13 protein-coding genes and 2 riboswitches are annotated in these 14864 nt (G+C 68.8%); of the genes, 9 read left to right on the top strand and 4 right to left on the bottom strand.

Annotated features, from left to right (window positions below; genetic code table 11):
* Positions 1-190: 190 nt before the first annotated feature.
* The 3 genes from rnhA to ispH are packed head-to-tail and all read right to left on the bottom strand — an operon-like array spanning position 191 to position 2629.
* Positions 191-655 (bottom strand): ribonuclease HI, encoded by a 465-nt coding sequence (gene rnhA / locus MC45_RS05640; RefSeq protein WP_038660592.1) that lies wholly within the window; start codon positions 653-655, stop codon positions 191-193.
* Positions 652-1605 (bottom strand): homoserine kinase, encoded by a 954-nt coding sequence (thrB, locus tag MC45_RS05635; RefSeq protein ID WP_038660588.1) that lies wholly within the window; start codon positions 1603-1605, stop codon positions 652-654. The genes rnhA and thrB overlap by 4 nt, the downstream gene beginning before the upstream one ends.
* Before the next feature lie 52 nt (positions 1606-1657).
* A complete protein-coding gene (gene ispH / locus MC45_RS05630) occupies positions 1658-2629 on the bottom strand; it encodes a 4-hydroxy-3-methylbut-2-enyl diphosphate reductase (RefSeq protein ID WP_038660586.1) in 972 nt (323 codons plus the stop codon).
* A 169-nt stretch (positions 2630-2798) separates the two neighbouring features.
* Here ispH and MC45_RS05625 point away from each other — a divergent pair, with 169 nt between their 5' ends.
* The 7 genes from MC45_RS05625 to proS all read left to right on the top strand — a co-directional run bounded on the left by MC45_RS05625 (position 2799) and on the right by proS (position 10860).
* On the top strand, positions 2799-3434 hold the full coding sequence (locus tag MC45_RS05625) for a hypothetical protein (protein WP_245640849.1): 636 nt from the start codon (positions 2799-2801) through the stop codon (positions 3432-3434).
* Positions 3435-3533: 99 nt separating this feature from the next.
* A riboswitch (glycine riboswitch) is annotated at positions 3534-3626 on the top strand.
* A riboswitch (glycine riboswitch) is annotated at positions 3627-3732 on the top strand.
* Positions 3733-3790: 58 nt separating this feature from the next.
* Entirely contained in the window at positions 3791-4996 is a 1206-nt protein-coding gene (gene gcvT / locus MC45_RS05620) for a glycine cleavage system aminomethyltransferase GcvT (protein WP_052075527.1), read from the top strand.
* Positions 4996-5367, top strand: coding sequence for a glycine cleavage system protein GcvH (gene gcvH, locus MC45_RS05615; protein ID WP_038660583.1), 372 nt, complete (start codon positions 4996-4998; stop codon positions 5365-5367). Before gcvT ends, gcvH begins: the two co-directional genes overlap by 1 nt.
* A 248-nt stretch (positions 5368-5615) precedes the next feature.
* Complete coding sequence (gene gcvPA / locus MC45_RS05610; RefSeq protein WP_038666564.1) at positions 5616-6974, top strand: aminomethyl-transferring glycine dehydrogenase subunit GcvPA; 1359 nt, start codon at positions 5616-5618, stop codon at positions 6972-6974.
* Positions 6971-8545 carry an aminomethyl-transferring glycine dehydrogenase subunit GcvPB gene (gcvPB, locus tag MC45_RS05605; RefSeq protein WP_038660580.1) on the top strand — a complete coding sequence of 525 codons (1575 nt, stop codon included), beginning with the start codon at positions 6971-6973 and terminating at the stop codon, positions 8543-8545. Before gcvPA ends, gcvPB begins: the two co-directional genes overlap by 4 nt.
* 175 nt (positions 8546-8720) lie before the next feature.
* A complete protein-coding gene (locus tag MC45_RS05600; RefSeq protein ID WP_038660576.1) occupies positions 8721-9236 on the top strand; it encodes a CcdC protein domain-containing protein in 516 nt (171 codons plus the stop codon).
* 94 nt (positions 9237-9330) lie between these two features.
* Positions 9331-10860 (top strand): proline--tRNA ligase, encoded by a 1530-nt coding sequence (proS, locus tag MC45_RS05595; RefSeq protein ID WP_038660572.1) that lies wholly within the window; start codon positions 9331-9333, stop codon positions 10858-10860.
* Positions 10861-11135: 275 nt separating this feature from the next.
* On the opposite strand, the gene trhO is transcribed toward proS, so the two are convergent.
* Complete coding sequence (gene trhO / locus MC45_RS05590; protein ID WP_038660569.1) at positions 11136-12074, bottom strand: oxygen-dependent tRNA uridine(34) hydroxylase TrhO; 939 nt, start codon at positions 12072-12074, stop codon at positions 11136-11138.
* Between the two features lie 79 nt (positions 12075-12153).
* Here trhO and MC45_RS05585 point away from each other — a divergent pair, with 79 nt between their 5' ends.
* Both MC45_RS05585 and MC45_RS05580 read left to right on the top strand, forming a co-directional pair.
* Positions 12154-14373, top strand: coding sequence for a ribonuclease R family protein (locus tag MC45_RS05585; RefSeq protein WP_038660566.1), 2220 nt, complete (start codon positions 12154-12156; stop codon positions 14371-14373).
* The gene (locus tag MC45_RS05580) at positions 14370-14699 is read left to right on the top strand and encodes a hypothetical protein (protein WP_038660563.1); all 330 of its coding nucleotides are present in this window, start codon (positions 14370-14372) and stop codon (positions 14697-14699) included. The genes MC45_RS05585 and MC45_RS05580 overlap by 4 nt, the downstream gene beginning before the upstream one ends.
* The last annotated feature ends 165 nt before the right edge of the window (positions 14700-14864 follow it).

Here is a 14864-nt window from a genome sequence, read left to right as displayed (position 1 = left end):
CCCTTGGCGGGGAGGAATGTCGCACATGAAAGCCACCCCGTCACCCCGGCCTTGAGCCGGGGTCCCGCTTCTTCGGACGGTAAGTAAAAGCGGGATGCCGGATCAAGTCCGGCATGACGGAGATATAAATGCCGTCGCACTGCCCCGAAGGATCATATGCGATTGCCCTCCCCGCCGGGGGAGAACCAGGTCACCCCGCCGGGCGGCTCGCCGCAATCGCCGCGTCACTCGCCAGTTTGTCGACGCGTTCGTTGTCGGCGTTGCCGGCGTGGCCCTTGACCCAGATCCATTCGATCTCGTGCTTCTGCGTCTCGGCGAACAACGCCTGCCAGAGTTCGGCGTTCTTGACCGGCTTCTTGTCGGCGGTGCGCCAGCCGTTCTTGCGCCAGCCATGGATCCAGCGGGTCAGGCCGTCCATGACGTATTTGCTGTCGGTGCTGAGCTTGATCCGGCACGGGCGGGTGAGCACGCGCAGCGCCTCGATCGCCGCGGTCAGCTCCATGCGGTTGTTGGTGGTCAGCGTCTCGCCGCCCGACAATTCCTTCTCGTGGCCGCCGAAGCGGAGCAGCGCGCCCCAGCCGCCCGGGCCGGGATTGCCCTTGCAGGCGCCGTCGGTGGCGATCTCGACGAGCTGGGGGGCGGCGGGGTCGGTCATGCAAAGGCCTCCGGATGGGCGTCGTACCAGTCGAGCCGGCGCAGATAGGCGAGCGGGTCCTTGCGCGTCACCAGCGCATCCGCCGGCGTGTCGAGCCAGTCCCATGCGCGGGTGAGCAGGAAGCGGATGCACGCGCCGCGCGCGAGCACCGGCAGCGCGGCGCGCTCGGCGGCGGACAGGCCGAGCGCCCCGCCATAGCCGGCGAGCAGCGCCGGGCCGACGCCGTCGAGCGGCGCGCCCTGCGGATCGAAGGCCCAGGAGGTGTGCATCACGGCGACGTCATAGGCGCGTATGTCACGGCAGGCGAAGTAGAAATCGATGAGTCCGGTCACCCGTGCGCCGAGCATCAGGACGTTGTCGGGGAACAGATCGGCATGGATGACGCTGGTCGGCAGATCGTGCGGCCAGGCCACCTCGACCGCGGCGAGCGCGGCGTCGACGCGCGCGAACAGGCCCGGCGCGATGGCGTCGAGATCGCTGCCGCAGCGCATCAGCAGCGGCCGCCAGTCGGCGATGCCGAGGCTGTTGGGCCGGCCGCCATCGAAATCGGCGACCGCGGCGTGCAGCGCGCCGAGCGCGGCGCCGGCGGTGGCGGCCTGATCCGGCGTCGGGCGGGTCACCGAGACGCCGTTGAGGAAGCGGATCAGGCAGGCGGGGCGGCCCTCCAGCGTCTGGATCGCGACGCCGTCGCGGTCGCGGATCGCGGGCGGCACCGGCAGCCCGCGGTCCGCTAGATGATCGAGCAGATCGAGGAAGAAGGGCAGGTCGCCGACGTCGACGCGCTTCTCGTAGAGCGTCAGGATGAAGCGCGCGGTCGTCGTGTCGACGAGATAGTTGCTGTTCTCGACGCCCTCGGCGATGCCCTTGGCGGAGACGAGCTCGCCGACCTCGGCGTAGCGGCGCAGGAACGCGGACAGCGCCTCGGCCGAGACGTGCGTGTAGACGGCCATGATCCCTCCCCAGTCTCCACGTCCCCCGGACGTGCGCCGGGGGACGGTCAGCCTATGCCGCGGCGTCGAGGCCGCGTGGCAGTTTGAATGCGATCGTCTCGCGCGTCGTTTCCTCCTCGCGCTCGGTGATCGCGAAGCGGGTGGAGAGCAGGTCGACCAGCTCGCGCACCAGCAGCTCGGGCGCGGAGGCGCCGGCGGTGATGCCGAGCGTGCCGACGCCGTCGAGGAACGTCCAGTCGAGCTCGCCGGCGCGCTGGATCAGCCGCGCCGGAATGCCCTCGCGCTCCGCCACTTCGACCAGCCGCACCGAGTTGGACGAATTGGGCGCGCCGATCACCAGCATCGCGTCGCACGCCGCGGCGATCGCCTTGACCGCCGCCTGCCGGTTCGAGGTGGCGTAGCAGATGTCCTCGCCGCGCGGCGGCAGCATGTTGGGGAAGCGGCGCTGCAGCACCGCGACCACCGCGGCGGTGTCGTCGACCGACAGCGTCGTCTGGGTGAGGAAGGCGAGATTGTCGGGATCGACTGGCGCGAAGATCTCGGCGTCGGCGGCGGTCTCGATCAGCGACATCGCGCCGGCGGGCACCTGGCCAAAGGTGCCGACGACCTCGGGATGGCCGGCGTGGCCGATGAAGATGATATGGCGGCCGGCGGCGACGAGCCGCTCGGCCTGACGATGGACCTTCGACACCAATGGGCAGGTTGCGTCGAGATAGTCGAGGCCGCGGTTCTGCGCGTCGACCGGCACCGACTTTGGCACGCCGTGCGCGGAGAAGACCACCGGCGCGCCGTCGGGCACCTGGTCGAGCTCCTCGACGAACACCGCGCCCTGCGCCTTCAGCGTGTCGACGACGAACTTGTTGTGGACGATCTCGTGGCGGACGTAGACGGGCGCGCCGTGCTTCTCGATCGCGAGTTCGACGATGCGGATCGCGCGGTCGACGCCGGCGCAGAAGCCGCGCGGTGCGGCGATCAGCAGTTCGAGGACGGGCTTGCCGCCGTCCGCGGGGAATTGGGAGGCCATGCCGGCGGTTCTACGCGATTGGTGCGGCGCACGGAAGTACGCGATTGGCTCACCGCGCGGAAGTACGCGATTGCTTGCACGCGGGAAAGCCGGTTCCTATGGTGCGCCGCGCATCGCCCGGGTTCTCCGGCGGCGCATCACTGTCCGTTCGACAAAGGTACGCGTCCTCGTGAAAACCCCGGCTTTAGGCCTGTCCGCCCTCGCGCTGATCCTCTCGGGCTGCGCCAGCAAGGGCGAGATCGTCGAAGGCGGCATCTCCGCCGTGCGCTCCGCCTGCCCGACGGTCGGCGTCGCCGCCGGTACCGGCGACATCACCCTGTTCGATCCTGCGACGAGCCGCGACGCGAGCGCGATCGACGTCGTCGCCAGCATGACCAACGTGCGCGGCGCCTGCAACGACGCCGGCGAGCAGATCGCCACCAGCGTCACCTTCGACGTGCTCGCGCGGCGGACGCGGACCGAGGGCCCGCGCGACGTGGTGCTGCCTTATTATATCGCGATCGTCCGCGGCGGCTCGGCGGTGACCGCCAAGCGCAAGGGGCAGATCACGGTGCATTTCGACGCCGGGCAGGCGCGCGCGCAGGCGCAGGGCACCGCCTCGACGCAGATCGCGCGGGCGGCGGCGACCTTGCCCGACGAGGTGCGCAACCAGCTCACCCGCAAGCGCAAGGCGGGCGACGAGGATGCCGCGACCGATCCGCTGGCGCGGCCGGAGGTGCGCTCCGCGGTGCTGCGCGCGACCTTCGAGGCGCTGGTCGGCTTCCAGCTCACTGACGACCAGCTGAAGTATAACGCGCAACGCTGATTCTCATCCCTTCCCGCGCAGGGAGGGGAGGGCGTTTCCGCATTGACTAAGGCCCCGCCGCCCGTCACAGCACCACGCGTCGATGCCGGGCGACCGGCATGGGCGGGCGCGGGAGAGAGCCTCTTCACAAGGAGGCCGCCGAAGGAGCAACCACCCCGGAATCTCTCAGGCAAACGGGACCGCGCGCTGCCTTATCGACACTCTGGAAAGCGTTCCTTTGAGGAGCCACCGAAGGGGTAAGCCCGCCGCGCCACGCGCCGGGTCAAAGCTCTCAGGTCACCGTGACAGAGGGGGTATGACGGATCGATTGCGGCCCCGTGCCGTCTTTGGTCCCGTGCCTTTCTTGGAGACGGTTGATGAGCGATTCGCTGCCAGACACCTTGCCCGACCCGCTCGACGACCTCGACGGCGACGAGCCCGCAATCCAGCTGCTGCCGCTCGACGGCTGGCACCGCGCCCGCGGTGGCCGCATGGTGCCGTTCGCCGGCTATGAAATGCCCGTCCAATATGAGGGCATCATGGCCGAGCATCTGTGGACGCGCGACTCCGCCGGCCTGTTCGACGTCAGCCATATGGGCCAGGTCGGCTTCACCGGCGACGGGCTCGACGCCGCCGGCGTCGCCAGGGCGCTCGAAGCGGTGCTGCCGGGCGATATCGCCGGGCTCGCGCCGACCAAGATCCGCTATTCGCTGCTGCTCAACGACGAGGGCGGCATCCTCGACGATCTGATGGCCACGACGCTGCCCGCCGAGGGCGCGCATCCGTTCGGCGCGGCGAGCCATTACGTCGTCGTCAACGGCGCGACCAAATATGACGATCTCGCCTATCTGCTCGACGTGCTGCCCGACGATCTGACGATGAACCTTATGGAAGATCAGGCCTTGCTCGCGGTGCAGGGACCCAAGGCGGTCGCTGCCGTGTCGCGCTTGATCCCCGGCGTCGAGGATCTCGTGTTCATGACCGCGGGCGCGTTCGACTGGAACGGCCATGCGCTGTGGATCAGCCGTTCAGGCTATACCGGCGAGGACGGCGTCGAGATTTCGATCCCCGCCGAGGCCGCCGCCGATTTCGCCGATGCGATCTGCGCCGAGCCCGAGGTCAAGTCGATCGGCCTCGGCGCGCGCGATTCGCTGCGGCTCGAGGCCGGACTGCCGCTCTACGGCCACGATCTCGATCCCGAGACGACGCCGGTGATGGCCGACCTCGGCTTCGCTCTGTCCAAGCGCCGCCGCGAGGCCGCCGATTTCGCCGGCGCCGCGCGCATCCTTGCCGAGCGCACCGACGGTCCCGCGGTCAAGCGCGTCGGCCTGTCGGTCGAGGGCCGCCAGCCGGTGCGCGAGGGCGCGAGCGTCGTCGACGCCGAGGGCGCGGTGATCGGCCGCGTCACCAGCGGCGGCTTCGCGCCGAGCGTCGGTGCGCCGATCGCCATGGCCTATGTTCCCGCTGCGCTCGCCGAGGCCGGCACGCCGCTGCGCCTCGTCCAGCGCGGCAAGATCCACGAGGCGACGGTCGCACCGATGCCGTTCGTTCCCCACCGCTATGTCCGCGCAGGAGGCAAGTGATGAGCCGTTATTTCACCGAAGATCATGAGTGGGTCGATGTCGATGGCGACACCGGCACCGTCGGCATCTCCGATTATGCGCAGGGCCAGCTCGGCGACATCGTGTTCGTCGACGTTCCCGAGGCGGGCAAGCAGCTCGGCAAGGGCGACGAGGCCGCGGTGGTCGAATCGGTCAAGGCCGCGTCGGACGTCTATTCGCCGGTGTCGGGGACGGTGACCGAGGGCAATGCCGCGCTGTCGGACGATCCCAGCTTGGTCAACTCGGATCCGGAAGCGGAAGGCTGGTTCTTCAGGATCACGCTCAGCGATCCGGCCGAGCTGGAGACGCTGATGGACGAAGCCGCCTACGCGGATTTCGTCGCCAAGCTGTAACGATCAGCCTCGCAATTGGTGCTCCGCTCTGGTCGATGCTTCGCCGCGCTTGATACGTCACCCCGGACTTGTTCCGGGGTCCACGCGGCGGCGAGGAGGATGGTCTGAAACGATAGGGCGCCCCTGCTGCCCGGTGGACCCCGTAACTGGTCCGGGGTGACGGGACCTGCGGGGATGATCGATCGAACCTCAGCCCGTCGCCATAGGTAAAGGCCCTTCCCACAGGCGGGGCTCTCAAGGGAATGATGATGCGCTACCTGCCGCTTACCCAGCCCGACCGCGACGCGATGCTCGCGGTCATCGGTGCGGGATCGATCGACGATCTGTTCGTCGACGTGCCCGAGGCCGCCCGCCTGTCCGGCCCGATCCACGACCTGCCGAACCACGCCTCCGAACTGGCGGTCGAGCGGCACATGACCGCGCTCGCCCGCCAGAACACGGTCGCGGGCGAAGTGCCGTTCTTCCTCGGTGCGGGCGCCTATCGCCATCACGTGCCGGCGAGCGTCGATCACCTGATCCAGCGTGGCGAGTTCCTCACCGCCTATACGCCGTATCAGCCCGAGATCGCGCAGGGCACGCTGCAGATGCTGTTCGAGTTCCAGACGCAGGTCGCGCGGCTGCTCGGCACCGACGTGGCGAACGCGTCGATGTACGACGGCTCGACCGCCTGCTGGGAAGCGATCGGCATGGCGCGGCGCATCACCCGCAAGGGTAAGGCGATCCTGTCGGGCGGGCTCCACCCGCATTATGTCAGCGTCGCGAAGACGATGGCGAAATACACCGGCGATCATCTCGAAACCGCCGCGCCGGCGCTGACCGCCGAAACGGATGTCGATGCGCTGATCGCCGCGATCGACGGCGATACGTCGTGCGTCGTCGTCCAATATCCCGACATCCTCGGTCGGATCGCCGACCTGACGCCGCTCGCCGACGCCTGCCACGCCAACAAGGCGCTGCTGATCGCGGTCGTCACCGAGCCTGTGGCGCTGGGCGCGATAACCTCGCCGGGCGAGATGGACGCCGATATCGTCGTCGGCGAAGGCCAGTCGCTCGGCGTCGGCCTTCAGTTCGGCGGCCCGTACGTCGGCCTGATGGGCTGCAAGGACAAGTATATCCGCCAGATGCCGGGCCGCTTCTGCGGTGAGACGGTGGACGCGGAGGGACGCCGCGGCTTCGTGCTGACGCTGTCGACGCGCGAACAGCATATCCGTCGCGAGAAGGCGACGAGCAACATCTGCACCAACTCTGGCCTGTGCGCGCTCGCCTTCTCGATCCACATGACCTTGCTCGGCGAGGCGGGTCTGCGCCGGCTGGCGGGGATCAACCATGCCGCGGCGTGCCGCGCCGCCGATCGCCTCGCCAAGGTGCGGGGCGTAGAATTGGTCACCGAGACCTTCTTCAACGAATTCACGCTGAAACTGCCGGTCGAGGCGCGCCCCGTCGTGCGGACGCTCGCCGATCGCGGCATCCTGGCGGGCGTGTCGCTCGGCCGGCTCTATCCGGGCGAGGATGCGCTTGCCAACGGGCTGATCGTCGCGGTCACCGAGACGACGACCGCGGAGGACGTCGAAACCCTTGCCGCCGCACTCGAGGAGGTTCTGGCATGAGCATCAATCAGAGCGGCTGGCGTCCCGAAATGACCGCCGGCGGCGGCAATGGCGCCGCACCGACCTTCACCGGCAACAAGGCGCTGATGCTGGAAGAGGCGCTGATCTTCGAGATCGGCGATACGCAGACCACCGGCGTCGATTTCGCCGAGGGTGACGTCGCGGGGTCGCGGCTCGGCAATCTCAGCCGCAAGGCGCCGATCGGGCTTGCCGGCCTGTCCGAGCCCGAGACGATCCGTCACTATACGCGGCTCAGCCGCCAGAATTACGCGATCGACCTCGGCCTGTTCCCGCTCGGCTCGTGCACGATGAAGCACAATCCGCGGCTCAACGAGAAGATGGCGCGCCTCCCCGGTTTCGCCGACGTGCATCCGTTGCAGCCGGTCGACACCGTGCAGGGCGCGCTCGCGGTCATCAACGAACTGGCGGTGTGGCTGATCAAGCTCACCGGCATGCACGGCGTCGCCATGTCGCCGAAGGCCGGCGCGCACGGCGAATTATGCGGCATCCTGTGCATCAAGGCGGCGCTGGAGAAGCGCGGCGACGGCCATCGCAAGGTCGTCCTCGTGCCCGAATCGGCACATGGCACCAATCCCGCCACCGCGGCCTTCGCCGGCTTCACCGTCGAGGATATCCCCGCCACCGCGGACGGTCGCGTCGATACCGCGGCGTTGAAGGCACGGCTGGGGCCGGACGTCGCCGCGGTGATGATTACCAACCCCAACACCTGCGGCCTGTTCGAGCGCGACCTGAAGTCGATCAGCGATGCGGTCCATGACGCGGGCGGCTACGTCTATTGCGACGGTGCCAATTTCAACGCGATCGTCGGCCGGGTGCGGCCCGGCGACCTCGGCGTCGACGCGATGCATATCAACCTGCACAAGACCTTCTCGACCCCGCACGGCGGCGGCGGACCGGGGTCCGGGCCGGTGGTGCTGTCGGAGGCGCTCAGCCCCTTCGGACCGCTGCCGTTCACCGCGCGCATGGCCGACGGGCATATCCAGCTCATCGAGGAAGAGACCGCCGGCGACGATCATCCCGACACGTTCGGCCGGATGACCGCCTTCCATGGCCAGATGGGGATGTTCACCCGCGCGCTGACCTATATCCTCAGCCACGGTGCCGACGGCCTCAAGCAGGTCGCCGAGGATGCGGTGCTCAACGCCAATTACGTGCTGCGCTCGCTGGAGGGGACGCTCGACGCGCCCTTCGCCAAGTCGGGGCCGTGCATGCACGAGGCGATCTTCTCCGACGCCAATCTCGCCGAGGGCTTCTCGACGCTCGACGTCGCCAAGGGGCTGATCGACGAGGGCTTCCACCCGATGACGGTCTATTTCCCGCTCGTCGTCCACGGCGCGATGCTGGTCGAACCGACCGAGACCGAATCGAAGGCGGCGCTCGACCAGTTCGTCGGCGCGCTGCGCAGCGTGGCGGAACGGGCCAAGGCCGGCGACGCCAGCCTCAAGACCGCGCCGCATTTCGCGCCGCGTGCGCGGCTCGACGAGACGCAGGCGGCGCGCAAGCCGGTGCTGGTGTGGAAGGAACAGCCGCTGGCGCAGGCGGCGGAGTAATGGCAGCTCCCTCGTCACCCCGGCCTTGAGCCGGGGTCCCGCTACCTTCGCGCTTCGGGCGTAGCGGGACCCCGGGTCGAGCCCGGGGTGACGGAGGTTGGGGCTAGGATACCCCCTTTCGCAATGCCGTCGGTGGCTTTAGTTTCTGTCCCGTAACGGGCGGGGACACGGACATATGCAGGCACAGCAACCGGGCGGGTGGATCAGCTATGCGATCCCGCTCGTCGTCGTCGCGGTGGTGATGGCGATCCGCTGGAAGCGGATGAGCCGGGTGCGGCCGCTCAAGCTCGAACATCTCTGGATCCTGCCGGCTTTCTATGCGGTGGTGATCGGCTTCACCTTCACGCGCTTTCCGCCGCAGGGCTGGGGCTGGGCCTTCTGCCTCGTCGCGGTCGGACTCGGCGCGGCGCTGGGCTGGCAGCGCGGCAAGATGATGCGGATCACGCTCGATCCGGAGACGCACCGGCTCGGCCAGACCTCGTCACCGGCGGCGTTGCTGTTCATCGTGCTGCTGATCGTCGTGCGCAGCAGCGCGCGCGGCGCATTGAGCTATGCGGGGCCGGCGGGGCTCGATCCAATGGCGATCACCGACGTGCTGATGGCGCTGGCGCTAGGGCTGTTCAGCGTGCAGCGGCTGGAGATGTATCTCCGCGGCAAGCGGATGTTGGCGGCCGGCCCCGTCCGGTCGTGACTCCGTAGCCCTTGCCACGTCGCGCCGATCACGGTTCGCGGCCAGTGCGCGAAGGGGGTGACGCGCCGAAGCGCTTTGGCTAGGCGTCCACGCCATGAAGCACGCTCTTTCCGTCACGCGCGACGCCGACTTCGCCGCCTGGTATCAATCCGTCATTGCCGAGGCCGATCTTGCCGAGGAATCGGGCGTGCGCGGCTGTATGGTCATCCGCCCGTGGGGCTATGGCATCTGGGAGCGGATCCAGCGGCTGCTCGACGACCGGATCAAGGCGACCGGCCATGAGAATTGCTATTTCCCTTTGTTCATCCCGCTCTCCTATTTCGAGAAGGAGGCGGAACACGTCGAGGGTTTCGCCAAGGAGATGGCGGTCGTCACCCACCATCGGCTGATCCCCGACGGCAAGGGCGGGCTGATGCCCGATCCCGCCGCCAAGCTCGAGGAGCCGCTGGTGGTGCGGCCGACCTCGGAGACGGTGATCGGCACGGCGTTCGCGCGCTGGGTGCAGTCGTGGCGCGACCTGCCCGTGCTGATCAACCAATGGGCGAACGTCGTGCGCTGGGAGATGCGGACGCGCATGTTCCTGCGCACCAGCGAGTTCCTCTGGCAGGAGGGCCATACCGCCCACGCCACTGCCGACGAGGCGCGCGACGAGACGCGCAAGATGCTCGAAGTCTATCGCAGCTTCGCCGAGGACTGCCTCGCGTTGCCGGTGGTCGCCGGCGAGAAGCCCGAGAACGAGCGCTTCCCCGGCGCGGTCGCGACCTACAGCATCGAGGCGATGATGCAGGATGGCAAGGCGTTGCAGGCGGGGACCAGCCATTTCCTCGGCACCAATTTCGCGCACGCGCAGAACATCCGCTTCCAGAACGCCAGCGGTGAGCTGGAACTGGCCAATACGACGAGCTGGGGGGTCAGCACGCGGATGATCGGCGGCGTCATCATGGTGCATGGCGACGACGACGGCCTGCGCGTGCCGCCGCGGATCGCGCCGTGGCAGATCGTGATCGTGCCGATGCTGCGCGATCAGCCCGAGGACGAGGCGCTGATCGCCTATGCCAAGGACATCCAGTCGAACCTCGCCGGCCTGTCCGCGCTCGGCGAGCCGGTGCGCGCATTGCTCGACCTCAAGCCGGCCAAGGCGGCGACCAAGCGCTGGGGCTGGGTGAAGAAGGGCGCGCCGATCGTCATCGAGATCGGCGGGCGCGACATGGCGGGCGGCAACGTCTCGGTGATCCGCCGCGACCGGCTGTATCGCGAGGACGGCAAGCTCGATAGCCAGGTGATGGCGCGCGGCGATTTCGAAGCGGAGGCGCCGGCGCTGCTCGCCGCGATCCAGCAGGCGCTGCACGACGAGGCGCGGGCGCGGATGCAGGCGGCGATCGTGCCGGCGGGGGACTTTGCTGCGGTCGAGGCGCATTTCGCCGAGGGCGTGAAGAATCCCGGCTGGGTCGAGGTGCAATGGGCGCGGCCGACCGGCGCGGCGCTTGACGCGGTGGTCGAGCGGCTGAAGGCGCTCAAGCTGACGATCCGCAACGCGCCGTCCGATGCGGCGGTGGCGGATGGCGCCTGCGTGTTCACTGGAGAACCGGCGGTCGAACGGGTGCTGCTCGCACGGAGCTATTGAGGCGTCTCGGTAAGCCGTTCAGCCCTCCTAGAGGAGGGGCGGGAGGATGAGGCTCGATCGGGCTCGTCCAAAAGCTCGTCACCCCGGACTTGTTCCGGGGTCCACCGAGCCGCAAGAGGATGGTTTCCCCTCAAGCTAGTCTCCTCGCCGCGGCGTGGACCCCGGAACGAGTCCGGGGTGACGGAGTATGCTTGGCGAGCGGGGGAGCGACATGCGACGGTGCGACGCACGGTCGTGAGACGCATCTCTAACGCGGGACACCCCGGCCGCTGACTTCAGGAAGGAGAGGCGTCCTCTTCGTACCGCCGGCCGACATGCGCCTCGCCGCGCGCCTCGGCGAGCAGCGCCTGGCGGTGCCGTTCGGCATAGCGGGCGCGATCCATTTCGCTGCGCGCGGCGTGGCAGCGTGGGCAGCTGACGCCCTCTTCGAACAGCGGCGAGGCGCGGTCGGCTGGCGACACCGGCATCCGGCAGGCGCGGCACAGGCCGTGGGTGCCCGGCGTCAGGCCGTGACCGACCGCGACGCGTTCGTCGAAGACGAAACATTCGCCCTGCCAGCGGCTCTCTTCCGCCGGCACGTCCTCGAGATATCGTAGGATGCCGCCCTTGAGGTGGAAGACGTCGTCGACGCCCTCGGCCTTGAGGAAGGCGGTCGCCTTCTCGCAGCGGATGCCGCCGGTGCAGAACATCGCGACCTGCTTCGTGCCGGCGAGCAGTTCGTCGCGATGTTCGCGGAACCACGCCGGGAATTCGCGGAAGGTGCGCGTCTGCGGATCGACCGCACCGGCGAAGCTGCCGACCGCCACCTCGTAATCGTTGCGCGTGTCGATCACCAGGGTCGCGGGATCGGCGATCAGCGCGTTCCATTCGGCCGGATCGACGTAATGGCCGGCGTCGAGCGGGTCGATCGCGGGTTCGCCCATCGTCACGATCTCGCGCTTGAGCCGCACCTTGGTGCGGTGGAACGGCATCGCGTCGGCGCGCGCTTCCTTGACGTCGAGCGTCGCGCAGCCGGGCAGCGCGCGGATATGCGTCAGCACCACCTCCATCCCCGCATCCGGCCCGGCGATCGTGCCGTTGATCCCCTCGCGCGCGAGCAGCAACGTGCCGCGCACGCCGGCGGCCTCGCAGGCGGCGAGCAGCGGCGCCTGCAAGGCCGCGGGGTCGGGGAAGGGGGTGAAGCGGTAGAGCGCACAAACGCGGATCGGCGGCATCGTGCGCCTGTAGACCCTCCGGCGCGTCCGCGCAAAGTTGGGGCATGACGGCGGCGGGTGCAGTCCCTATCTCTGGTCTGTGAAAAACAAGACCAGACCCGGCCTGCCGACGCAGGCGCAGATCCTCCAGTTCATCGAAACCTCGGACGTTCCCGCCGGCAAGCGCGAGATCGCCAAGGCGTTCGGCCTGACCGCGCAGGAGAAGATCGCGCTGAAGGCGATGCTCAAGGACATGGCCGACGAGGGGCTGATCGACGGCGCCCCCGGCCGCGCCTTCCACAAGATGGGCGGCCTGCCCAAGGTCACGGTGCTGCGCGTCGCCGACGTCGACGACGGCGGCAACGTCTGGGCGGTGCCCGATCGCTGGGAGGCGGAAACGCCGCCGCCGCGGCTGCGCGTCCGCGAACGCAAGCGGGGCGCGCTGGGGATCGGCGAGCGCATCCTCGCGCGGACCGAGGAGGCCGGGAACGGCTGGATCGCGCATCCGATGAAGGTGCTCGCCAAGGCGTCCGAACAGGTGCTCGGCGTGCTGCGCCGCGAGGGGGAGCGGTTCTGGCTGACCGGGGTCGAGAAGAAGGACCGGCGCGAATTTCCCGTCTCCGACACCGGCGGCGCCGAGGCGGGCGATCTGGTGATGACGGAGATGACCGGCCGGCCGCCGCGGATCAGCGTGCGCGTCGTCCAGCGGCTGGGTGATCCGTTCGCGCCGCGCAGCTTCTCGCTGATCGCGATCCACAAGCTCGGCATCCCCGACGTGTTCACCGGCGATACGCTCGACGAGGCGGCGCGCGTGTCGCAGCAGCCGCTCGGCGACGATCGCGAGGATCTGACGCATCTGCCGATCGTCGCGATCGATCCGGCGGATGCGCGCGATCATGACGATGCGGTCTGGGCGGCGCCCGACGACGATCCCGCCAATGCCGGCGGCTGGCAGGCGGTGGTGGCGATCGCCGACGTCAGTTTCTACGTGCGGCCGGGGTCCGAGATCGATCGCGAGGCGCGGCGGCGCGGCAATTCGGTCTATTTCCCCGACCGCGTCGTGCCGATGCTGCCCGAGATCCTGTCCGCCGAAGTCTGTTCGCTCAAGGAGGGCGAGGATCGCGCGGCGCTGGTCTGCCATTTGCAGGTCGGCAAGTCGGGCGCGCTCAAGAGCTGGCGCTTCACGCGCGCGCGGGTGCGGATCGCGGCGAACCTGGCGTATGAGGATGCGCAGGCGATGATCGACGCCGGCGAGGGGCGGATGATCGACGTGCTGACGCCGCTCTGGGCCTGCTGGCGTGCGCTCGCCAAGGCGCGGGATGCGCGCGAGCCGCTCGATCTCGACCTGCCCGAGCGGCGGGTGGTGCTCGACGAGATGGGGCGGATCATGTCGGTGGCGCCGCGCGAACGGCTCGACGCACACCGGCTGATCGAGGATTATATGATCGCCGCCAACGTCGCCGCCGCCAAGGCGCTGGAGGCGAAGAAGGCACCGGTGATGTATCGCGTCCATGAACCACCGAGCCGCGAGAAGCTGGTCGCGCTCAAAGACTATCTGGAGACGTTCGACGTGCCGCTGGCACTCGGGCAGGTGATCCGCCCGGCGACGTTCAACCACGTGCTCGACCGCGTCGGCGACGCCGATTTCCGGCCGCAGGTGATGGAACAGGTGCTGCGCACCCAGACGCAGGCCTATTACGCCCCGGCCAATCAGGGGCATTTCGGCCTGTCGCTCGGTTCCTATGCGCATTTCACCTCGCCGATCCGGCGCTATGCGGATCTGCTCGTCCACCGGTCTTTGGTGTCCGCCTATCGGCTCGGCGAGGGCGGGCTGGGCCAGACCGACGCGGCGGCGATGGACGTCATCGGCGAGACGATCAGCGGCCTCGAACGCCGTGCGATGGAGGCCGAGCGCGACACGATCGACCGCTATGTCGCCGCCTATCTCGCCGAGAAGGTCGGCGAGACGCTGTCGGCGCGGATCACCGGCGTGCAGAATTACGGCTTCTTCGCCACCGTCGAGGGGATCGGTGGCGACGGGCTGATGCCGGTGCGCGATCTGGGCGGCGAATATTTCCGTTTCGACGAGGCGGCACGCAAATTGATCGGCGAGCAGACCGGCGAGGAATATACGCTCGGCCAGCGTATCGACCTGCGGCTGGCGGAGGCGAATCCGGTGTCGGGCGCGCTGCGCTTCGAACTGCCCGGCGGCAAGGGCGCGGCACCCGGACCGCGGCACGTCGGGTCGGGGCGCAAGGATCGCGTCATCAAGCATCGCGGCCGCCCGGCGAACGTCCGCCACCAGGGCAAGCGGCGATGAGCGGCCGGCTGACCCGCGTCGAGCCACGCGGCACGGTGCGCGACCGCTATCTGGTCCACGGCACGATCGCGCCGCGCTTCGTCGAGGCGCGGGCGGTGACCGCGTCGGATGCGATGCCCTTCACCCCCGCCGCGGGCCGCGAGGCGAAGGCGTTCGCGGCGATGATCGCCGATGGGTCGATCCGCATGCCGGCTGCGGGGCGCTTCTATTTCGACATGGATGCCTACGAGGCCGCCGCGGCAGGCCGTAGGGCGCGGCGCGTGCCGGTGCTGCTGATCGTATCGCTGCTGATCGTCGTAGTCGCGTTGGTGTTCTACCGCGGATAATCGCCGATATCGTCAAGTTTCGGCGCTGAACTGTCCTGCGCGAACAAGACGATCGCACAATCGATTTGTCACCTCGTCTTTCGCTCCATAGTCTTCGTCTTTCGACGCGGGCGGCGGGGAAGGTCGGGGGGGGGATGGCGGTCGGGAGAGGATATCGGCTCGCCG

Origin of the sequence: Sphingomonas taxi, assembly GCF_000764535.1 — a bacterium.
Lineage (GTDB): Bacteria > Pseudomonadota > Alphaproteobacteria > Sphingomonadales > Sphingomonadaceae > Sphingomonas > Sphingomonas taxi.
The sequence above is the reverse complement of the archived record's forward strand: the minus strand, read 5'-3'. Positions and strand labels throughout refer to the sequence as shown.